The sequence below is a fragment of the Aquimarina pacifica genome, assembly GCF_000520955.1.
In the GTDB taxonomy this organism is placed as follows: domain Bacteria; phylum Bacteroidota; class Bacteroidia; order Flavobacteriales; family Flavobacteriaceae; genus Aquimarina; species Aquimarina pacifica.
Map to the genome: position 1 here is coordinate 167,192 of NZ_JACC01000007.1, position 22,869 is coordinate 190,060.

The following is a 22,869-nucleotide window of genomic DNA, read 5'->3' on the forward strand; positions in this document are numbered from 1 at the left end:
AAAAAAAATAGCCCCCATAAAATAAAGGCCTATCAAAAAACAAAATCAAAAACACCCAAACTCAGAAACTTAATTAACACTATTTCAATTAATTCTATATTAACATAATTGTGATATTGAAATACCATGAAATAGCAGTTCTCAATAAAAATTAGTATTTTTAACCCAAAATATTGCATTTAATCGAAAATGCTAATCTTTTAATCCTAAAAAAAATGAAAAAAAACTTACTTAAAATTATCTTACTAAGTTTTCTTACCCTCTTTCTTACCAATTGTGAAGATGGCGAAAACGGTATGGACGGAACCGATGCAACTGTTGATGGCACCGACGGATCCAACGGGGTTGATGGGGTTGATGGGGCCGATGGACTCGACTTTGACGATCTTCTACAATACGGCGCTATAACCGTAACCATAGAAGGTACTGATCCTGAAGGAAATGAATTTGCAGAAACCATAGAATTTAACTACACTCCTGTAAATGGAGATTACCTATTATATGGTAATATTGTAGAATACGATACCGAAGACAATAGTATACATTATGGTATTGGTAGATATCTATCGGTTCCAGATGAATCTATTAATAGTACATCCACTTATTTAGATTTAACAGTTTCTAATGCTGGTGAATCAAATGAAACCTATGATTTTTCTATTGATATTGATGGGTACGCAATCCTATACGAAGGGTTTGATGCTTTCTTGTTTCAAGACGATTTTGACACCACAGATAACATTGCTAATCTTAACATTTCTGAGTACAGTTTTGATCAAGAAACAAACACACTCTTATTTTCTTCTACTTTTAATGTGGCTCCCGATGATAATACAACCGGAAATGATCTTGCCGTAACCATAGAGGTAAATGCTGTTGTTTTTGAAGCCGTTGAAGCACCTGTGACAACCACGCCGCTTTAATCAGAAAAATTACGCAAACACCTTTAACGTATAAAAAAACTAAAAAATGAAAAAAACATACTTAAAAACTATTCTTATTTGTTGCTTAGGAATATTCTTAACTCAATGTGAGCTAGAGGATGGAGAACCCGGCAGCGCAGGAACCTTTGGCCAAAATGGGGTTGATGGCATTGATGGTATCGACGGGGAGGATGGAGACCCTGCAACGACAATAGACGAATCGACACAGTACGGAAAATTTACTCTTAATCTTACAGGAACACGATCTGATAATGTTTCGTTTAATGAAACTGCAGAATTTCTTTATACAGGCATCGATATATCTTCGGCACCAAACCAAGTATATATTAGTGAAACGTCTATGATGTTCGATATAGTGAAGTTCTTAGAAATTCCTAGTTTTCCATACCAATCTACCTATCTCTATATAATGTTTCAAGTTAATAACCCTGGAGAAGAAACAGAGTCTTATGATTTCCTTGCCTACATTAATGATTACCCAATTATTTTTGATGACCTCAGCTACATAATCCTTACTCAAGATTATGACTCAGAGGATTCTATTGTATCTAATTTTGAAATATCTAATTACAGTTTTGATGACGAAACGAATCAACTTATACTTTCATACTCATTCGACACAGATGTAAGTGGAAATGATCTTCTTGATAATCTATCTATATCGGGAGAAATTGATGCTTTTGTCCCAGAATCCTATGGTTTTTTCAGCCCTTGATTATGCGAACACCTATAAAACATAATTGATGTCGATAAAACGGATATTTTTAAATTTAAAAAATGAAAAAATGAAATATATATATTCTAAAATTTTTATAATCTTTTGTTTAGGCCTAATCCTTGCCTGTCAGGGTGAAGAGGGTGCAGACGGTATTGATGGTATAGACGGAATAGATGGAGCAAATGGCGAGGATGGTGTTGACGGTGTCGATGCCGAAAACCTAGATAGTTATGATGCGTTTACACAATACGGCAGCATTCTATTAACCCTAGAAGGGACAAGAGCAGATGATGTTGCTTTTACTGAGAATGCCGAATTTAAATTTACTGCTACCAGCCCTGACAATTCTTGGAGCGGGGACCCAATAAATGTTGTGAGTGTTGGCGAAACAGAAACCGAATTCGATGTGATTCGCTTTTTAAGCACACCTAATGGTGATGTAAACCAATCCTCAGTGAGTATCGATTTTGTCACTATTAACCCCGGAGAAGAAACAGAGACCTATGAATTTGCCTTAGCAATTAGTAACTATGCTGTCATTGGTGAGGATCTCAAAATATTTGTCATCAATGACACTTATGAAGATACTGATGGAGACATCTCTAATTTTGAGATTACGAATTACAGTTTTGATGATGCTACGAATAATTTTGTATTCTCATTCTCTTTTGATGTGGCAGCCGATAGCAACGTAACAGGAAATGATCTTTCTATATCAGGAGAAGTAAATATTACTGTTCTAGAAGCCTATGAAGCTCCAGCACCATAAAAACATGAATCATGCTAGACACCTATACAAAAGAAAAATCTTTTACATAAGTGTCTATAAAACTTTATTAATTTACTCATTGTACATATACAACTACAAATTTCGAAAAAACCTCATAAAGTCCTAGTTCGAAATTCGGTAACACTAATTTATTTAACAAAAATTCTATTTATTAATCATTTAAAAGTAAGAAAATGAAAAAAATGTATTTAAGAATTATTTTACTATCCTGTCTAGGCATATTCCTTGCCAATTGCGAGGATGGAGAAAATGGCCTGCCAGGAGCAGATGCCACGACAGATGGTACCGATGGTACGGATGGTACTGACGGTGTCGATGGTATTGATGGTGATGGTTTTGATGAACTCGCACAGTATGGTAGCATTATGGTTTCTCTTGAAGGATCTATAGGTGAGGATAAAACTCCTTTTACTTATGAAGAGGAATTCAAATTTACTGATACTAATGGATATAACGTTGGCGATGAAAATTCATTTTACACTTATGAAGAGGAAGAAGATTCTGAAGAAGAAGTACCAGAAGGCGAAGAAACCTACACTACTTTTATAGAGTTTGAGTCAGAACGCTATTTAACAAATCCTGGATCTTACAGTAGCCATATCGAATTATTCCTGGGAGTATACACTACTTCTGACGGCACATTTGGATATGACTACATATCTCTCGATTTTGAAAATTTGAATATTCTCACAGATGCACTAGAATACTTTGAAATGGATGATTCATTTGACGACGACGATGAAATGGCGAATCTTCAAATACAAGACTATAGTTTTGACGAAGAAACACAAACCCTAACATTTTCGTTTTCTTTTAATATAGCACCTGATAATAATGACACAGGAAACGATCTTGCAGTATCTATTGAAGCAAGTCTCGTTCTTTTTAAAGAAGTTGAAGAAATAGACGAACTTCTTGACTAAATTCTAAATATTAAAATAAAATATATCGTATTACTAGAATAATATGACAAAAATTATATATAGCATGAAAAATAAATATGTAAGAATACTTTTAATCTGCTGTTTAGGAATATTCCTTGCTAATTGCGAAGCAGAAGATGGAGAACCAGGAGAAGCAGGTCAATTTGGATTAAGTGGCACCAATGGTGCTGATGGAGAAAATGGCGTTAACGGTCTTGATGGCCTAGGTTTTGACGAATTATTAAAATACGGTGGTATCACTATGACTTTTGATGGCACTCGATCAGACGGACTTGAATTTACCGAAGTACGAGAGTTTAAGTACCTTCCTTCAGAAAGTGCTGGTGATTATAATTATGTAGAAATAGATGAGGACGAAGAAACTGATTACAAAGAATTCTATATCGAACGTTTCTTAGGTAATCCAGATGACACAGATTACTACGGTACATTAGCAGACCTATATTTCGAAATTGAAGATGCAGGAGAAGAAACTGAGTCAATGTACTTCGAACTTGAGCTAGAAGGGTTTTCCTTAGTTTTTGATGACTTAACGTTTATAGAGTTTACTGAATACGACTACTACGAAACGGGTGATTCTGATATCTCAGAACTAGAAATAACAAATTATAGTTTTGATGACGAAACAAATCAATTTACCTTATCTATATCTGCCATTATGGATACTGATAGTTCTGACGATTTTGATAGCTTAACGGTAACCATAGACATCGACATAGTTGTATTTGAGTACGTAGATGGAGGCTTTCGCCGCTAAAAATAAATTCAGAAGTATAAACGCACAACAATGCATATACAGATGCACCTTAAAAAAATAATAAAAATGAAAAACACATATATAAAAACAATATTAGCCTGTTGCCTGGTGATTTTCCTTGCCTGTGAAGGAGGAGAAGACGGTGCCAATGGGATCGATGGACTGAATGGAATTGACGGAACAGATGGATCTGACGGAACAGATGGTACAGACGGAATAACAGACGCATTATATGAAGAACTTGCTCAGTACGGTACTATTTCACTCACAATAGAAGGCACAAGAGCCGATGATATTGCATTTACAGAAGAAGCCGTGTTCTCATATGCTCCCACGGTATTAATGTCTTCTTGGGGTAGTTCTTATGAAACAAATATTGTAAATATTGAAGAAGACGAAATATATTTTTCTGTTTCCAGATTTTCAGGGACACCAAATGATGATGATTATTCATTTGCTGCTCTTTACTTTATGGTTTCTGACCCAGGAGAAGAAACTGAAAGCTATGAATTTGATTTAGAATTAAACTCCTATGCTGTTATCACTGATGATTTACAATACTTTATACTTGATCAATATTTCGAAGATGATAGTGTAGAGAATTTTGAAATTACAAACTATAGTTTTGATCAAGAAACAAACAACCTACTACTTTCTTTTACTTTTGAGGTATTAGGAGAAGATAATGAAACTGGTAATGACATGACAGTATCTGGAGAAATTGATATAATTGCATTAGAAGAGTATGAAGCCCCTATATCAGGCTAATACAAAAAAACAACAAAAACTAAAAACCGTCGTTTGCGCTATGCAAATGGCGGTTTTTGGTTTTTACAGGAATATATAACCCTGATGCAAGTCTACGCACCACACATCAGTATAAAAAATTCTCTAAAAAGAGATGTTCGATATAATAATCACTTAAAATATGTAGAATGATATACGTTGAAATAGGTAATACATATAAAAATCATTACTTTTATCGTTTAAAATTGTATTTAATCGAATTTTTAATGTTTTTAATGCTAAAAAAATGAAAAAAAAACTACTTAAAATTATGCTCCTTAGTTCTCTTGCTCTTTTTCTGAGCAACTGCGATGGAGAAGATGGTATTGATGGTATCGATGCAACTATAGATGGTACCGACGGAGTCAATGGTACTAATGGTGAAGATGGTGAAGATGGCCTTGGTTTTGATGACCTATTACAGTACGGGAATATTGATATAACATTACAAGGGACGGCCATCGACGATACGCCATTTACAGACCAATCATCCTTTAAGTTTACCTCAATAGGATCAATACAAGAAACCAGTTCTGTATATCACTATGAAGGTGATGAAGAGCTTGATGAAGACCCTTATACCAGTTTTAATGTAATACGGTATGTATCGTCTCCAGCTTTTATTGTATCTAACGCTCTTTATTTTGACCTTACTGTCACCAACCCCGAAGGAGGATCTCCTGACTATGATATAGATATGTATCTTGAGGGACACGTAGTGTATACTACTGCTACAAAATACTTTAGCTTTAATGAAGGATATGAATCAGATGAGAATATGGCAAATCTTGATATTTCAGCATATAATTTTGATGAAGAAACGGGTATGCTTACCATGTCCTTCTCATTTAACGTCGCTCCAGATGATAATAACACGAATAATGATCTAGCTGTATCTGTAGATATTAATGTGCAAGTCTTCGAAAGAATTGAAACACCCGAAACAGCAATTCCTCTCTAATTTTAAAAAATTATATTCTTTATATACTTATAACGTATAAAAAACTGAAACATGAAAAAAAAATACATACACCTAATTGTAATATTATGCTTAGGAATATTCCTTGCTAATTGCGAAGGAGAAGATGGTGAACCAGGAGACGCTGGAGAATTCGGACTTAACGGAGTTAATGGCACTGATGGTGAAAATGGTACTGATGGTACTAATGGACTTGGCTTTGATGAACTTACCCAAAACGGTAGTTTTATAATTACCTTTACAGGCACTCGTTCTGATAACCTTAGCTTTTCAAAAACTGAAGAATTCAAATATACTTCTAATACCCTAAATTTTAGTTCAAATAATGTAACTATTGACGAGTCTGATATAAGTTTTAATATGACTAGATACCTAGGTACGCCCAATGTTGAACCCGCTTACGGAACCTCTTTAAACATTAACTTAGACGTTGAAAATGTTGGAGAAGAAACAGAATCATTTTATATCAATTTTGGTCTCTATCAATACGACTTAGTTTTTGATGATTTAAAATTTATTAATTTCAATGATAGTTTCCAATCTGATGGTATTAATGTATCTAACTTCGAAATTTCTGACTATAGTTTTGATGAAGAAACAAACGCAGTAACCTTTACTTTTTCTACTGATATTGATGTGAGTGGAGATGATCGACTCACAAGTCTTTCTATGGCTGTAGTGGTTGATGCGGTAGCAGCAGAATCAATAGACGGGGGTGGAATCGGTGGCCCATTCTAAAAGAAATAGTAAAAATATTAGTATAGAATACATAATTATTGGATGTATTAAAAAAATGAAAAAAAATGAAAAAAATATATTTTAAAACAATTTTAGCATGTTGCTTGGTTATCTTTCTAGCCTGCGAGGGAGGAGAAGATGGGCCCAATGGCATTGATGGTGTTAATGGGATTGATGGTACGGATGGAGAAAATGGAGTCGATGGTATCGACGGAGAAACTGCAGAGATCTACGACCTATTCTCAAAATATGGTAGTATCTCCCTTACTATAGAAGGAACTAGGCCTGATGATGTCCCTTTTACTGACGAAGTAATGTTCAAATTTGCCCCTACGACATCAACATCGACAGGAGGCTGGGGACCAGAAGATGAAACTAATTTGGTCAATATAGAGGAAGATGAAATAAGCTTTAACATTGCCCGGTTTCTAAGTATCCCTGATGCAGAGGTATTTAATCAGGCATATGCCGCTCTTAATTTAATCGTAAGTGATCCGGGAGAAGAGACAGAAAGCCTATCCTTTGCTTTAAACTTAGATAACTATGAGATACTTACTGAAGACTCAAAGTATTTTGTTCTGGATGAATCTTTCGATAGTGACAGCAATATCATAAATTTAGAGATCACGAACTACAGTTTTGATCAAATAACAAACAACTTAGTACTTTCTTTTTCTTTTGATCTCCCTGCAGATGAAAGCAATATTGGTACAGACCTTTCTATCACAGGAGAAATCGATGTGGTTGTGCTAGAACAGTACGGAACATCACCTCTTCCTCTTGACTAAACATAGAGCACAGAAAACATTCTAAAAACCACCATTTGTGGTATAAATCTCCCCAAAAAGCTAAACACTATTTGGGGTTTTTATATACGTTTTAAAAAAACAACATAATGACAGTGCACAACTAGAGTGTTTACTTTTAAAAAAAATCCTTACACTCAGGTATATTACGTACAACCTATATTAAAAGAAATACTTTGAAATAATTAATAAATCTGATATAATTATTTTTTATCTTAAACAAATATATTTAATCAAAATTCGATATTCTAAACATTAAAAAAAATGAAAAAAACGTACACACGACTCATTTTACTGAGTTGCTTTGCTCTTTTTCTTAGCAATTGTGAAGGAGAAGATGGTACCGATGGCCTAACAATTAATGGCATTGACGGTATTGACGGAACTGATGGTATCAACGGAACCGATGGCGAAGACGCCTTTGGTTTTGATGAATTGACACAATACGGAAGTATTACCCTCACCCTAGAAGGAACCAGCCCCGATGACAGGCCTATTGACCTTACCGAAACCTTTGAATTCAACTCGGTAGAAGCAAGTGATATCTCGGGATACAATCAGGTAGACTATGGCACCAATACGCTTATATTTAACGTAAAGCGTTTTCTAAGCGCACCCGATGATACCTATCAAGATACCAACGTGTATTTTGACCTTATCGTTACGGATCCCGGAGAAGAAACCGAATCCTTAGATTTTGATTTTGGAATCGAGTACTATGCCGTTACGTTTGAGGATTTTGATTATTTCACTATCGATGAAGAGTACGAATCAGACGACACAGGTGTTTCTAATGTAGTAGTCACCAACTACAGCTTTGATGACGAAACCAACAATCTCACCTTTTCCTTTTCTTTGGATGTAGCCGCTGATAATAACGACACTGAAAACGACCTATCCATCTCTGGAGAGGTAAATGTAATTGTACTAGAGCAAATTGAGCAGGAAGATGATGGTCCTGGCCCTGGTCCTGGAGGTCCATGATATAAGTCATATCATGCATTCTAATTCACAGTATTCAGTAGTACTTAAAAACAAAACAAAAATGAAAAAAACATATATAAAAACAATATTAATCTGCTGCCTGGGACTTCTTCTTGCCAATTGCGAGGACGGTGCAGATGGTGCAGATGGCGGAACAGTAACAAACGGTATTGATGGAGTTGACGGTATTGATGGAGTTGACGGGGTTGATGGGGAAAACGGTGCCGGTTTTGATGAATTATTACAGTATGGTAGCATTACCACTACCCTAGAAGGAACAAGACCTGATGGAGTCCCTTTTACTGACAATCAAGTATTTAGATTTGGATATACCAATATGGAGGAAGATGATTATGAAGGTATAGAAACCGATGATGAGTCTATCTTTTTTAATGCCTGGCGGTTTCAGGGAGCCCCAGATGATTATTATTCATCAGCATCTACCTATTTTGAACTGATTGTATATAATCCTGGAGAAAATAATCAGTACTTCGAGTTAGACTTTGAATTCTATTACTACTTTGTTTTAGGAGATGACCTAAAATATTTTGACATGGATGATTACTTCAACTTCTCAGAGATGGCAAATGTCAATATTTCAAATTATAATTTTGATGACACAACTAATCATCTGACATTCTCCTTTTCTTTTAATGTAGCACCTGATGATAATGTAACAGATCACGACCTTGCAGTTTCTGGAGAGGTTGATGTATTTATCAGAGATGAAATCGAAGTAGAAGAAGAACCTGTCTTATAATATACCAAAACTCAAAAAAAAATGAAAACTATATATATAAAAACAATACTAATCCTTTTTATAGGAATTTTCCTATCAAATTGCACCCCAGAAGATGGGGAGGATGGCACTAGCTCTTTTGGTGTAAACGGTACCAATGGAGTAAACGGTGCTGATGGAGTAAATGGTGTCGATGGAGTAAACGGGGCTGGATACGATGAACTGATTCCCTATGGCAGTATAACCATCGCTCTAGAAGGTACGCGCCCTGATGATGTTGCATTTACTGATGAGCAAGAATTTAAGTACACTTCCTTAAGCTCTGAGTATATTGCCGACTTTAATACTGTAGAAATCAATGAAACCAGTATGGAATTCAGTATCGTACGATTTTTTAGTCATCCCGACGATGTGCATCAAGAAACCTGGGCCGAATTAGAAATGACTGTCAATGATCCAGGAGAAGAAACAGAATCTATAGAGTTTAGTTTTAACCTTTCAGAATACGCAGTGATCTCAGATGATCTAAAATATTTTATTCTAGACGATGAATATCAAGATACAGATATTGGCGTATCAAATCTTGAGATTACCAACTACAGCTTCGATCAGGAAACCAATAACCTCATCTTATCTTTTTCTTTTGATGTTGATGAAGATAGTAATGGTTCGGAGCACGCACTTTCTGTGTCAGGAGAAGTTAATGTAATTGTTTTTGAAGAAATCTAGAACCTTTAATGACTAATCCTGAAGATTAAGTAAGCTTAATTAAATATCCTAAACCCTACTAAGACACTGCTTAGTAGGGTTTTTAAATCTTAATCATCGACAATACTTTTATAATAATCATAATAATTCAGAAACGTAGGAATCACAACAGGATTAAACCTGTTAGGTGCATTAAACAGCACACATATAGCAATACTATTCTCAGGATCCACCAAAAGCTCACTCTTATACTGATTTACATTTCCTCCGTGATACACAATTCTTCTACCTCGATAGTCTAAAATTCGCCATCCTTTTGCGTAATACGAATCAGTAACTCCATCCCAATTGTTCACATAACTTTCTTCTAAACTAGTACATATAAACGGGTTAAAAACTGAAGCCAACGTTTGTTTCGATATAATATCAGGACGATTTCCTAGCAGAACTTTCAGGTATTCTCCCATGTCACTAATAGAAGCATTCACACCACCTGCGGCAGCAACATTATAATAATTTCTATGAATACTGGTTTTCTTATATTTCTTAGAATATTGATTGAAACTATGAGGCAAGGCTACATTATTATTTTGCGTAATCGCATCATAAGTACTTGATGCATTTTGCATTCCTGCAGGTATAAATAAGCGTTCTTTAATTAACTCATCAAAATTCTTTGTTGTCTGCGCTTCGAATACCTTTTCGATAATCGAAAAAGCAGCGTTCTGATATTCGTAATCAACCCCTTCCTTAGCAATTACCCCAGCATACCTAAACCTCGGAATTATATTACCCAAGGACATACCTCTATGAATAAGCTTCGTATGAGTATATTGATATAAACCTGTAGTATGAGAGAGTAAATGATTCACCTCTATTCTATTCGCTTGTTGAGTATCTCTCAAATTAAATTGAGCTACTGATTCTTTTACCAATTGATCCCACTGTAATTCTTCTCGATCTACCAAGGTCCCTGCCAAAATGGCTGTTACACCTTTTGATAGACTTGCTATCCTAAAAACAGTATTAACGTCTACAGAATCTTGGGTATGTATTTCTTTAACTCCAAAACCTTTCTTATAAACAACAGTTGAGTCTTTTACAATTACTAACGCAGCACCGGGACATCCTGAAGGATTAAAATTAGCTTTAAAAAACTGCTCGTAATAATGCAGAAAATCAACAAATGTGTCTTTTTTTGCAGAAATCATAGGGTCTTCCTGTACACTAATAGGTTCTTCTGGTTTACTACAAGATACTATAGCTAACAAAAAGGTAAAAAGGTAAAATTTATTCATACTTTATTTATAAAGACCGCAAAATACATCTAATACCATGTAAATTTTTATTTTGAGGTAATAAAATATTCTTTTTTCGTACAGTTTATATATGAAAATAATCTTCTTTTACCCAGAATGGATCTTACAAATTCTGCTAGAAACCGTGTAAAAGAACCGATCCACATACTACTAAAAACAGTGCTTTTGCAAAAAATACTATATTGCAAACAGAAAAAAATAACCCCGCTAAAGGTTTGTGCACAAAAAAGCAATCCAAAACGACACAATTTTTCTTTTTATATGAGCGAAAAAGAAACAAAAACAATCAAACCAATAGAAACATTTGCGCATTGTAAAAATTGTCATACGCAACTCAATGGTAACTATTGCCATCACTGTGGGCAATCCACTAATGATTTTCAAAAACCAATTAGGTATCTAATTTCTGAATTTGCAGGAAATGTATTCGCTTTTGATACAAGATTTTTCAAATCTATACGATCACTGCTTATAAAACCTGGACAATACACCTTCAACTTTATCCAAGGACGCAGAGTACAATATGTACCTCCTTTTCGTTTTTTTGTTTTTACAAGTTTCTTTTTCTTTTTTGTATTATCCATATTTCTTAAAAACAATATCGACCTTACTAAAGAAAAAACAGAAGAAATAAAAACAACCATCAACGAAAAACTCAAAGTAAATGATATCAAAAATGATGTTGTAGACATCAATTTGTATGAAGAGAATGTAGAAGAGGCCAAACAAGTTAAAGAAATGGTTATTGCAATCATAAACAATCCAACTATTTACATGGATAGACTATTAAATTTCTTATCATGGTCTGTCTTTTTTCTGATCCCCATATATGCTTTTCTTTTGTGGTTATTTTTCAGAAAAACGCAACGCTATTATTTTAGTCATTTAATTCTGGCTATCAACCAACATTCTTTTATTTTTCTATTTTCAGCATTTTTGATCCTCATAAAATTAATACTTCCTACACGAGACTATCATCCCGAAAATTACTTGTTTTGGTTGTTACCCATTTATGTATATCTCGGATACCTGAGACTGTATAATAGAAATTGGTTTGGTAGTATTTTTAAATCAATAGCCATATTATTTATTTATATGATCTCCTTGACTACTATAATGTCTTCTGCTATTGCTTTTTGGGCAAAAAGTGAGTTTTTATAACATACGATCATAGGACGAACCTATAAGTAGCTTTGATCAAAAATGTATTTTCAGGTTGTTGTCCCAAAATTTGTGCGTCCAGACTTCTAAAAAGAGTATTGGTAGCATCGCCGTCTCCTGTTATTCCTTGTGACCACACCAAAAAAAGTTCTGATCCTGGTATATACTCCCATCTCACCACTAAATTAGACCGAAACTGAACAAAAGCAAAATTGGGTTGATCAAAGGTATAATCAACAGTACCATCCCTATTTTCATCTATACTATACACATCATCATCGAGAGATATTTGACTATCTTGATATAAGGTAACCCGCTCACTCAACTCACGAGCAATAGGATTAGACACATAATTAAAATCCGTATACACTCCTCTTGAGATAAAAGGCTGTCCATAATACTGAATGGTAAGATTTGGGTTAATATTGTAATTTAATCGAATGCTTGCACTTAGTGTCTGTTGGTCTATATCCGCAGTAATAAAACGCGGGACTTCACCAAAATCAGCTTCTGTAACATATTGCGTCCTATTAGGATTCAACCTAAACTCTGGCTCAAAAGACATACTAAAAGCATCAAAAGGTTGGTATCGTAGTCGCAATACATATCGTTTAAAAGCAAATGCTTGTTTTTCTGCCCTTGCATCAACATATCCAATGGTAAAATTAAATTTCTTTCTCTGATCAGAACCAAAAAATAGAAATGCAAAATTTTCGTCAGAAAAACGCCAACGTGGTCCTCCCTGCAAAAACGTATTGGTAAAAATCCGAGGCTTATGACCAAAACCTATTTCGGTCCACCAATTATTGGTGTAATTGATATACCCCATGAATTCATACTGGATTCTATTATAATTTTTATCAAAATCAAATTCTGTAAATTGGCTAAGACGAACATTTGCCCTGCGATATACTTTTGTAGGTTTCAAAAACAGATATTCGAGATTGGCATACTGCCTGATTTGATCTGCTTGCCTTAAGAACCCCACATCATTGAGTTCTAATTCTGGTGATCGCCATAAAACCCCTGCATCGTATCGCCAATTTCCTCCTCCTGATTTACCTCCACCGAATTTACCTCCTGTACCGGTTAATGAAGTCCGATTAGGATCAACGGATACATGACCTGCATCAACACGCTGAAAAAGATGGGTAAGTTCATTTTGAGTTTCCTCGATAGCTTCTTTAGAGCCCTTTACATGACTGGCAACAATATTTCCTTCTACAAAATACTTTCTATCTTTCCAATTATGCCTAAAATCAAGTCCACCTGTATATGCCGATTTGCGAAGAAGATTAAGGTTATTCTCAACAGTACCCACCACTTCTGAGGGTTCATCAGTATTTGCATTTTCTTCATCAATATCAAAAAAATTATCACCAAGATCCCTATTGGTAGCAGTAAAAATCCCACCAATAAATGAATTGCGATTATTGAAATCTTTCTGAACCCTGCCTACCATATAATTTGTCAATGGTTCAACGATAGCCTCTCTTTTATTACCATCGGCATCTTGCACTCGTGCAATTTCTTTTTGGGTAACGCTTTCGAGCAACCCCAAAGACCATCCATTCTTGGTTTTTCCACTAAATTTTGCAGCCCCGAGAATTGTGGTATTCAATGGTGTGTCTATAAATTCTCCATCTATTTCGGAAATGGTGCCTTGAGGAGCCCTACCAATACGTCTTGAATAAAAGACATTATCTTGTCCGTCAGCGAATCGGTAATCAAATATATTTTTGTTTTCGACGAAAAAAGGGCGCTGTTCCTGAAAAAAAATCTGAAAACCATCCAAGGCAATTGCTGCCGGGTCCGCCTCTACTTGCCCAAAATCAGGATTCACGGTAACATCGAGTGTTAAGTCATTGGTGATGCCTATTTTTGCATCCAAGCCTGCATTTAGACCTGCATCGCTTCCATCTCTAAAAACATTCCCTTCCTCAGCTGGGTAGGTATCAAGCTGCGCCCCTACAAAAGGTTGAATTTCTAATTGCTTTTGCGGCTCAATATTTACTAGTCCATGCAATTCTCCAAACTCGCTTACCCAACCGGGAGCATCTTGAGGAATGCGCTGCCATACAGATCGTTCATCTTTTCTAAAAAAAGCTCTTATTATCTGTAATCCCCAAACTTGTTCTTTACTCTTACCAAATTTTACCTGACTTAATGGGATTTTCACTTCAGCAGTCCACCCTTGATCATCAATGGCCGTTGCTGTGTACCAGATAGGGTTCCAGCTAGGATCCCAATTACTACCATTTTGTGAAATAAACTCATCTCCTTTAACCCCTGCAGCAGTAATCGTAAAAGAAAAACCAGTTCTTTTATCGTGGTAGGTATCCAAATTAATAGTTATTCTATCTCCAGCAAATCCATCTCTTCTAGAGAGTCTTTTCTCAATCTTATCTGGTTCTGTATCATAACACCTGTAAGCAACATAGAGATATTTCTGATCATACACTATTTTATACTTTGTTTGCTGACTTGGCGGTGTATTTTCATCAGGTCGATGCTCTATAAACTCTCCAGACCACTCGACTATATCCCAACCAGATTCATCGATTATCCCATCAATTGTAATAGATTTTCCGCTAAGAGGCTTTGTGCTATATATTCTTTTTATAACTTTTTGCTTCGCACTCTCTTGTGTACTCACCGTATCCTGCTGTGCATTACTTACAAAATGAAGTATACAAAACATCAAAAATAATGTACAAAATCTCATAGTATTACATAGTTTATTAACTGTCTTACCTAAAATGATAAAAATTAGTACAGTTTGTGACATATTGTATTTTATTTAATAAAACATTAACGTGTTACAAAGGCCTACCCTATAAAACCAGAGAAGTAAGGGAAGGGGAATGATCAAGAATCCTGAAAACCAACATATAATACTTTTTAAATAATATCAAGTAGCAGTTTGCTATGTAAATATATAATTGTACATTTGCACGCCTATTTTATATAGGAAAAGGAATGTTTAATAAGTAAAATTAATTAGTGTGGACACATTAAGTTACAAAACAGTATCTGCTAACAAAGCGACCGTTACAAAAGAATGGTTGCACGTAGATGCTGAAGGACAGACTTTAGGACGTCTTTCTTCTGTAGTAGCAGTGCTACTTAGAGGTAAACACAAACCTAGCTTTACCCCACATGTTGATTGCGGAGATAATGTAATTATTACCAATGCTGCAAAAATCAACTTAACTGGTAAAAAGTGGACTGATAAATCATATATCCGTCACACTGGCTACCCAGGAGGGCAAAGAAGTCTTACTGCTCAGGAATTGTATGACAAAAACCCAGAGCGTTTAATCGAAAAAGCGGTAAAAGGAATGCTACCTAAAAACAAATTAGGTGCAGCTTTATTCCGTAATCTAAAGGTGTATGCCGGAGCAGAACATAATCAAGATGCTCAGCAACCTAAAACTGTTAACTTAAACGAAGTTAAGTAATGGAAGTTATTCACAAAATTGGTCGTAGAAAAACCGCTGTAGCTAGAATATATCTAAAAGATGGTTCTGGAAAAATTACAGTAAACAAAAAAGATCTTGCTGACTACTTTACAACTGCAACATTACAATACAAAGTAAATCAACCATTAATGCTAACAAGCAATGATGATAAATACGATGTAAACGTAAATGTTTATGGTGGAGGAATTACGGGTCAAGCAGAAGCTGTGCGCCTAGCTATCTCTAGAGCTGTATGCGAACTAGATGAAGAAAACAGAGCAATCCTGAAACCAGAAGGTTTATTAACAAGAGACCCAAGAATGGTAGAGCGTAAGAAATTCGGTCAGAAGAAAGCTCGTAAGAAATTCCAGTTCTCTAAACGTTAATATTGAATTCGTTTTCAGCACGCTTAACACTCCTTTTTTTAGTAAAAGAGTTTTAAGCATCAAACATTAAAAAAAACAGTATTTGTTGTTACCTCCTCTATTAAATGAGGGTTAGTTTAGCATCTAAATGCCCAAGGCCGTACGCAAGTAGCCACTTGAGCATTGCTAATTCAACAGAACGTAAACTATTACAAAAATGGCAAACAATATCGAAGTAAAAGAATTACTTGATGCAGGTGTACACTTTGGTCACCTGACAAGAAGATGGGATCCCAATATGGCACCATATATCTATATGGAACGTAATGGTATTCACATCATTAATTTATATAAAACTGCTGCAAAAATCGATGAAGCTAGTGAAGCTTTAAAAAAGATAGCAGCCTCAGGAAGAAAAATTCTTTTTGTTGCAACTAAGAAACAAGCTAAAGAGATCGTTGCAGAAAAAGCTGCAAAAGCAAACCAACCATACATTACAGAAAGATGGCCTGGTGGAATGCTTACCAACTTTGTCACTATTCGTAAGGCAGTTAAGAAAATGGCTGCTATCGATAGAATGAAAAAAGATGGTACTTTTAACACATTATCCAAGAAAGAACGCTTACAGGTAGATCGTTTAAGAGCTAAATTAGAAAAAAACTTAGGTTCTATTTCTGATATGACTCGTCTACCAGGAGCATTATTTGTTGTAGATATTACTCGCGAGCACATCGCTGTAAAAGAAGCTCAAAAATTAAACATTCCTATTTTTGCAATGGTTGATACAAACTCTGATCCACGTCAGGTACAGTATGTAATCCCTGCAAATGATGATGCTTCAAAATCTATTGATAAAGTAATGACTTATGTAAGTGATGCTGTTATTGAAGGATTAAGTGAAAGAAAAGCTGCAAAAGAAGCTCCAGCAAAAGAAGCTCCAGCTGCAAAAACTGAAGCCCCAGCTGCAAAAGCTGAAGCTCCAGCTGAAAAGGCTGAAGCCCCTGTTGTAACAGAAGCTGCAAAGCAAGAAGAAGAATAAACATTTATTGATTGCCTTCAATCATTATACAATAAGGTTAAAGACGAAGTTGTAAAACTTAACTTTAACATAAAATTAATGAGTCGTTTAGTTCTTTACTTTCGCAGTAATCACAACTAAACGACTTATTTTTTACACAAAAACTCTAAAAAAATAAAAATATGGCAAATATAACAGCCGCAGAAGTAAGTAAATTGCGTAAAGCTACAGGTGCCGGAATGATGGATTGTAAGAAAGCACTTGTTGAAGCAGAAGGAAATTTTGACGAGGCTATCAAAATCCTTAGAGAAAAAGGACAGAAGATCGCTGCCAAAAGAGCAGATAGAGATTCTGCTGAAGGTGCAGTTATTGCAAAAGTAAACGATACAAAAAACAAGGGAGTTATTATCTCTCTAAACTGTGAAACTGATTTCGTTGGAAAAAACGATTCTTTTGTTTCTTTGGCAAAAGAACTAGCAGAATTAGCACTTAACACTTCGTCTAAAGAAGAATTCTTAGCTGCAGATTTCAAAGGAATTTCAGTTCAGGAAAAACTTACAGAACAAACTGGAGTTATTGGTGAAAAAATAGAAATAGGAGATTTTAAAGTATTAGAAGCTCCTTTTGTTGGCGCTTACATTCACGGAAATAAAATTGCTGCTCTGACAGGTCTATCTAATGCGGTTGACAGCGCTGAAACATTAGCCAAAGATATTTCTATGCAGGTAGCCTCTATGGGTGCAACTACTTTATCATTCAAAGATTTTGACCCAGAATATGTTGCCTCAGAAACTCAGGCAAGAATAGCTGCTATCGAAAAAGAAAACATTGAACTTGGGCGACTAGGAAAAACATTAAAAAATGTTCCTCAGTTTATCTCAAGATCTCAATTGACTAATGATGTAATTGCTGAAGCTGAAGAAAACCTTAAAGCACAACTTAAAGAAGAAGGAAAACCAGAAAAAATCTGGGACAAAATTCTTCCAGGTAAACTAGAAAGATTCATTTCTGACAATACAACTTTGGATCAAGAACAATGTCTTCTTGACCAAAATTTTATTAAAGATGAAAAGAAAAGCGTTGCTGATTACGTAAAAAGTATTGGTGATGTCGCTGTAGTTTCTTTCGCAAGAGTATCTTTAGGGTAATTACCTTTAAAAATAGATCAGTCCCCAACACATAAGGTTGTGGTATCTGGCATCAAAAAATAAAACCGCTTTTTGTAAATTACAAAAAGCGGTTTTTTCTTCTACATATTCAAAATATTTTTTTCTTGCATCTTTGACGTTTCACAAGCTTAAAAAAAGCTTACCCCAGAAGTAAAAACCGACTCCCCAATCGGACTGAACTTATATAGAAATATCAAAATGTTATATCAAAAAATATTTGACCCCAACACTTTTTTTGTTTTCCCTTAGGCAAACTTATAACATAATTAAACGCCATCCTATACCTTGCGCAGGGGGAAAAACCCCTTTTTTTCAAACCTAACAGAAACTTTAACATTTGGTAGTCTTATCGTAATATCATCTTTATTGAATTCAAAAAAAAAAGACAAAACCGCATGTGTCCTATTGCATAACAAACAAATGAAGTAACACAAAGTATTACCATTACTACTGATATCTAACACATCATTTGATTGAACATGTATATTACCTAAATTTACCTTTATTAGAAGATAACTATTTTCTAAATTAAGAATATCATTATATTTGTACCACAGTTAAATCTCACAATGAAATACAAAAGAATATTACTTAAACTATCAGGTGAAGCTTTAATGGGAGATCGCCAATACGGAATTGACCCAAAAAGGCTTGCTGAATATGCTCAGGAAATAAAAAAAATTACTGTAGAAGGCGTTGAAGTCGCAGTTGTAATAGGAGGAGGTAATATTTTTAGAGGTGTTGCAGGTGCCAGCAAAGGAATGGATAGAGTTCAAGCAGATCATATGGGCATGCTTGCCACCGTGATTAATGGCCTCGCTTTACAAAGTGCCTTAGAAGATGCCGAAATACCTACTAGACTGCAATCTGCTGTAAAAATTAATGAGGTAGCAGAACCTTTTATACGCCGAAGAGCTATTCGTCATTTAGAGAAAGGAAGAGTTGTCATTTTCGGAGGCGGTACAGGAAACCCTTATTTTACAACCGATTCTGCAGCAGTCCTAAGAGCTATAGAAATCAATGCCGACGTTATTCTAAAAGGAACCAGAGTGGATGGAATTTACACTTCGGATCCCGAAAAGAATGCCGATGCAACGAAGTTCGATTTTATATCATTTGATGATGTACTTCGCAAGGGCTTAAAAGTAATGGACACTACTGCCTTTACTCTTAGCCAAGAAAATGAATTACCAATAATTGTATTTGATATGAACAAAATCGGAAACCTACTAAAAGTAGTCTCTGGAGAATCTATCGGTACACAAGTAAATCTTTAAAACCATATAGAACCTGTATAAAATCATAAACTCTGGTTTAGTTTTTGATCGGTTAAAAAGAAAAGAATAAAAAAATGAAAGAAGACGTAGATTTTATTATTGATTCTACAAAAGAATCAATGCAAGCTGCAATCAAACATTTAGAAAAAAAATTACTCAACATTAGAGCTGGTAAAGCATCGCCTTCAATGCTCGGAAGTGTTATGGTAGAATATTATGGTTCTCCGACACCCCTCAATCAGGTTGGTAATGTATCTACTCCTGATGCTCGAACAATCACAATACAACCTTTTGACAAATCTATTATCGGAGAGATCGAAAAAGGGATTCAAATAGCTAATTTAGGCTTTAACCCAATGAATAATGGTGAAAGCGTTATCATTAGCGTACCACCACTTACCGAAGAACGTAGAAAAGATTTGGCAAAGCAAGCCAAAGCTGAAGCTGAAGACTCAAAGGTAGGAGTTCGTAATGATAGGAAGAATGCAAACACAGAGATTAAAAAGCTAGAAAAAGAAGGATTATCTGAAGACTTAGCAAAGAATACAGAAGTTGACATACAGCAACTCACAGATACCTATATCAAAAAAATAGACGAGATGCTAAGTGTTAAAGAAAAAGAAATTATGACCGTCTAATCTAGGTCGTTATTTATAAAATTATAATGAAAGCATTTTCCTTGTTGAAAATGCTTTTTTGTATATTCGTTTTCTTGAACCTGTTTGGTATAATGAGAAGCATTTCCTTTTGTTTATTGTTTTTTCTTCACACTGCTATAATTTCTCAAGTCACAATAAGGGGGATTGTAGTTGATAACAATACGGAGACTCCCCTACCTTTTGCAACCATAAAAACCGAAAACTCCTATGCTTTAACCTCGGTAGATGGTATGTTTGTTATTCGATGCAACTCATTTCCTACTAATATCACCATCTCCTATTTAGGGTACCAAACCAATACAACCCTTATTCCGTCTCAAACCTCGGAGAGAATAAAAATAAAATTGAATCCCGAAGAAGAGAACTTAGATCCTATAAAAATTGACACTCCCAACCCAAAAAATGTCGCTTCAAAAATTATAAAAGAGGCAATTCGAAGAAAAAAACAAAACAATCCAAAATATTCTTTAGAAAGCTTTAGCTACAAGACCTATAGTAAACTAAAAATCACAGAAGATAGTAACGCACAAATACGCACGCCTGACACTACCAATTTTGACATTGAGCATATATTTAATGAAGCACATTCCTTTCTATCAGAAAAAATTAGCTTGCATCAATACAAAAAAGGAAGTAATGAAAAAGAAACTGTTTTGGCAACTAGGATGACGGGATTTAAAGAACCTATTTATAATGTTCTGGGAATAAAAATTCAGTCAAACTCCTTGTATGATGAAGACTATACTATATTTAACAATCAATATATAGGCCCGCTATCACAAAGAGCTTTAAAAAATTATTATTATAAGATCCTAGATACTACAAAAGATAAAAAACCAGCCTTTGTAATCCTTTTTCAGCCACGCAAATCAAAAAATTTTGCTAGTCTAGAAGGAATCTTATACATAGATATAAAAACCTTAGCCGTTCAAAAAGCAGTTATAGAATTAAGAGGAGAACTCAATGTAATGGCAACTCACAATTTTGAATATTTTCCGGAAACAGAAAGTTGGTTCCCCAAAAACAAAGAAATTGTAATACGCCCCGGAAACGGAAGACAAAAAGTAAGTCTTTTTGGAGGTCAAATTTCAGTTGGTAGATTACCCAAAACCAGCTATTCTGACTCGAATGATTTTCTAACCTCTAGGACAGATATATTTGATATTAAATTAAACGATAAGGAAAACACCTCACTGCAACAAGCGACTATCGAAATTGACCCAGAGGCCAACAATAAATCTGAAGCCTTTTGGAAACAATATCGCACCAGTACAATTACAGAAAAAGACCTAAACTCCTTTCAGGTAATTGATAGTATTGTAAAAGCACAAAACATTGAGCGTAGAATTGATGTAATTCAGAGTTTTAATACGGGATACTACCCTCTTGGCTTTTTTAATTTTGACCTCACCTATCCATTAAAATTTAATAATTACGAAGGAGTGCGCGTTGGTATTGGAGGAGTCACCAATACCAAATTTTCCAAAAACTTTAGAATAGGAGGATATTTGGTTTATGGTTTTAGCGATTCTAAATACAAGTATGGCTTAGAAACAGGAGTACGGTTAAACAAAAAATCTGATTCCTGGATTAATTTTAGTTTTACAGATGACGTTAAAGAAGTAGGAAGTCTTTTTTACCTTACAGACAGAAGAGTATATTCATTATTCGAACCTCGTCTTGTAAACATAGACTTTTATTACAAGTTTAGAGAATGGAGTACCAGTTTGCAATATCAAATTTCACCAAGACTGATATCAGAAACCAAACTCTCCACAAACACAATACAACAAACAACAGGTTATCAATATAATTATAAAGGAACTTCACTAGGCACTTATGTAACGACCGAATCCACCTTAGCATTACGATGGACTCCATTTAGTAAATTCTTAAAAACACCAAATGGCTATAAAGAGATCTATGATGGATACCCAAAAATCACAGGGCAATATACACAAAGCTACAAAGGAGTACTTGACAGTGATTTTTCGTATAGTAAAATAGGGCTTAAAGCAGAGTATGTAATCAACCGTATTAACCAGTCTAGAACTAGCCTTTTGTTCGAAGCCGATGCTGCTATTGGTGACATACCACTTACACACTTATACCATGCCTACCCAAATGCCCCCACTAAAGAAACTATTCTGCAACGATTTTCTGTAGCCGGTAGAAGAACTTTTGAGACCATGTTTTTTGGAGAGTTTTTTAGTGATAGGTTAGCCACTTTACAAATTAAACACAGAATAAAACCCGTACGAATAACAAATTGGTTTAAGCCAGAACTCGTTTTTATAAGCAGATATGCTATCGGAGATATTGATAATATAGAAAATCATGAAGGCGTTGGCTTTTCCTCTTTGGACCAAGGATATCAAGAATCAGGTTTTGAAATAAATAAACTTTTTGCAGGTTTTGGACTTAGTTTTGCTTATCGGTATGGTGCTTACCATCTTCCAAAATTCGACGATAACATTGCATTCAAATTCACTTTTTATCTAAAATTGTAACCAATTCTAAAAGTATAATTTTCTTTATCGAAATTTA

Annotated in this window: 22 protein-coding genes; 20 read left to right on the top strand and 2 right to left on the bottom strand. The window is 35.0% G+C overall.

From position 1 onward, the window contains the following. The first annotated feature begins 215 nt into the window (after positions 1 to 215). The 12 genes from DZ60_RS0105210 (at position 216) to DZ60_RS0105265 (ending at position 9,914) form a co-directional block, all read left to right on the top strand. A complete protein-coding gene (locus DZ60_RS0105210; protein ID WP_025741034.1) occupies positions 216 to 923 on the top strand; it encodes a hypothetical protein in 708 nt (235 codons plus the stop codon). Positions 924 to 969: 46 nt separating this feature from the next. Beyond that, positions 970 to 1,659, top strand: coding sequence for a hypothetical protein (locus DZ60_RS0105215; protein WP_025741035.1), 690 nt, complete (start codon positions 970 to 972; stop codon positions 1,657 to 1,659). 70 nt (positions 1,660 to 1,729) lie between these two features. Further along, entirely contained in the window at positions 1,730 to 2,431 is a 702-nt protein-coding gene (locus DZ60_RS0105220; RefSeq protein ID WP_034228763.1) for a hypothetical protein, read from the top strand. A gap of 194 nt (positions 2,432 to 2,625) precedes the next feature. Further along, positions 2,626 to 3,375, top strand: coding sequence for a hypothetical protein (locus DZ60_RS0105225; protein WP_025741037.1), 750 nt, complete (start codon positions 2,626 to 2,628; stop codon positions 3,373 to 3,375). Between the two features lie 64 nt (positions 3,376 to 3,439). Next, complete coding sequence (locus DZ60_RS0105230) at positions 3,440 to 4,153, top strand: collagen-like protein (RefSeq protein WP_025741038.1); 714 nt, start codon at positions 3,440 to 3,442, stop codon at positions 4,151 to 4,153. Positions 4,154 to 4,219: 66 nt separating this feature from the next. Further along, the gene (locus tag DZ60_RS25415) at positions 4,220 to 4,921 is read left to right on the top strand and encodes a hypothetical protein (RefSeq protein WP_025741039.1); all 702 of its coding nucleotides are present in this window, start codon (positions 4,220 to 4,222) and stop codon (positions 4,919 to 4,921) included. Between the two features lie 265 nt (positions 4,922 to 5,186). Next, positions 5,187 to 5,900 carry a hypothetical protein gene (locus tag DZ60_RS0105240; RefSeq protein ID WP_025741040.1) on the top strand — a complete coding sequence of 238 codons (714 nt, stop codon included), beginning with the start codon at positions 5,187 to 5,189 and terminating at the stop codon, positions 5,898 to 5,900. 51 nt (positions 5,901 to 5,951) lie between these two features. Further along, positions 5,952 to 6,656, top strand: a complete 705-nt coding sequence (locus DZ60_RS0105245; RefSeq protein ID WP_025741041.1) for a collagen-like protein — start codon at positions 5,952 to 5,954, stop codon at positions 6,654 to 6,656. A gap of 65 nt (positions 6,657 to 6,721) precedes the next feature. After that, a complete protein-coding gene (locus DZ60_RS25420; RefSeq protein WP_025741042.1) occupies positions 6,722 to 7,444 on the top strand; it encodes a hypothetical protein in 723 nt (240 codons plus the stop codon). Positions 7,445 to 7,726: 282 nt separating this feature from the next. Next, positions 7,727 to 8,446 (top strand): hypothetical protein, encoded by a 720-nt coding sequence (locus DZ60_RS25425; RefSeq protein WP_025741043.1) that lies wholly within the window; start codon positions 7,727 to 7,729, stop codon positions 8,444 to 8,446. Positions 8,447 to 8,507: 61 nt separating this feature from the next. After that, positions 8,508 to 9,206 carry a hypothetical protein gene (locus DZ60_RS0105260; RefSeq protein WP_025741044.1) on the top strand — a complete coding sequence of 233 codons (699 nt, stop codon included), beginning with the start codon at positions 8,508 to 8,510 and terminating at the stop codon, positions 9,204 to 9,206. 21 nt (positions 9,207 to 9,227) lie between these two features. After that, positions 9,228 to 9,914: a hypothetical protein gene (locus tag DZ60_RS0105265; RefSeq protein ID WP_025741045.1), complete on the top strand. Its 687-nt coding sequence runs from the start codon at positions 9,228 to 9,230 to the stop codon at positions 9,912 to 9,914. A gap of 89 nt (positions 9,915 to 10,003) precedes the next feature. Here the strand turns inward: DZ60_RS0105265 and DZ60_RS0105270 are convergent, their stop codons facing one another. Continuing rightward, positions 10,004 to 11,191 (bottom strand): serine hydrolase domain-containing protein, encoded by a 1,188-nt coding sequence (locus DZ60_RS0105270; protein WP_025741046.1) that lies wholly within the window; start codon positions 11,189 to 11,191, stop codon positions 10,004 to 10,006. Positions 11,192 to 11,473: 282 nt separating this feature from the next. Here DZ60_RS0105270 and DZ60_RS24040 point away from each other — a divergent pair, with 282 nt between their 5' ends. After that, positions 11,474 to 12,373, top strand: coding sequence for a DUF3667 domain-containing protein (locus DZ60_RS24040; protein WP_161634367.1), 900 nt, complete (start codon positions 11,474 to 11,476; stop codon positions 12,371 to 12,373). Between the two features lie 7 nt (positions 12,374 to 12,380). Here DZ60_RS24040 and DZ60_RS0105280 read toward each other — a convergent pair whose 3' ends face one another. Next, the gene (locus DZ60_RS0105280) at positions 12,381 to 15,098 is read right to left on the bottom strand and encodes a DUF5916 domain-containing protein (protein ID WP_025741048.1); all 2,718 of its coding nucleotides are present in this window, start codon (positions 15,096 to 15,098) and stop codon (positions 12,381 to 12,383) included. Between the two features lie 280 nt (positions 15,099 to 15,378). Between DZ60_RS0105280 and rplM the strand changes: the two genes are divergently transcribed. The 7 genes from rplM to DZ60_RS0105315 all read left to right on the top strand — a co-directional run bounded on the left by rplM (position 15,379) and on the right by DZ60_RS0105315 (position 22,832). Then, on the top strand, positions 15,379 to 15,834 hold the full coding sequence (rplM, locus tag DZ60_RS0105285) for a 50S ribosomal protein L13 (RefSeq protein ID WP_025741049.1): 456 nt from the start codon (positions 15,379 to 15,381) through the stop codon (positions 15,832 to 15,834). After that, the gene (gene rpsI, locus DZ60_RS0105290) at positions 15,834 to 16,220 is read left to right on the top strand and encodes a 30S ribosomal protein S9 (protein WP_025741050.1); all 387 of its coding nucleotides are present in this window, start codon (positions 15,834 to 15,836) and stop codon (positions 16,218 to 16,220) included. The genes rplM and rpsI overlap by 1 nt, the downstream gene beginning before the upstream one ends. A 196-nt stretch (positions 16,221 to 16,416) precedes the next feature. After that, positions 16,417 to 17,238, top strand: a complete 822-nt coding sequence (gene rpsB / locus DZ60_RS0105295) for a 30S ribosomal protein S2 (RefSeq protein ID WP_025741051.1) — start codon at positions 16,417 to 16,419, stop codon at positions 17,236 to 17,238. Between the two features lie 161 nt (positions 17,239 to 17,399). Next, positions 17,400 to 18,365, top strand: coding sequence for a translation elongation factor Ts (gene tsf / locus DZ60_RS0105300; protein ID WP_025741052.1), 966 nt, complete (start codon positions 17,400 to 17,402; stop codon positions 18,363 to 18,365). A 590-nt stretch (positions 18,366 to 18,955) separates the two neighbouring features. Then, positions 18,956 to 19,663: a UMP kinase gene (gene pyrH, locus DZ60_RS0105305; RefSeq protein ID WP_025741053.1), complete on the top strand. Its 708-nt coding sequence runs from the start codon at positions 18,956 to 18,958 to the stop codon at positions 19,661 to 19,663. Positions 19,664 to 19,737: 74 nt separating this feature from the next. Further along, entirely contained in the window at positions 19,738 to 20,301 is a 564-nt protein-coding gene (gene frr / locus DZ60_RS0105310; protein WP_025741054.1) for a ribosome recycling factor, read from the top strand. Between the two features lie 92 nt (positions 20,302 to 20,393). Next, complete coding sequence (locus DZ60_RS0105315; RefSeq protein WP_025741055.1) at positions 20,394 to 22,832, top strand: DUF5686 family protein; 2,439 nt, start codon at positions 20,394 to 20,396, stop codon at positions 22,830 to 22,832. Positions 22,833 to 22,869 lie beyond the last annotated feature (37 nt).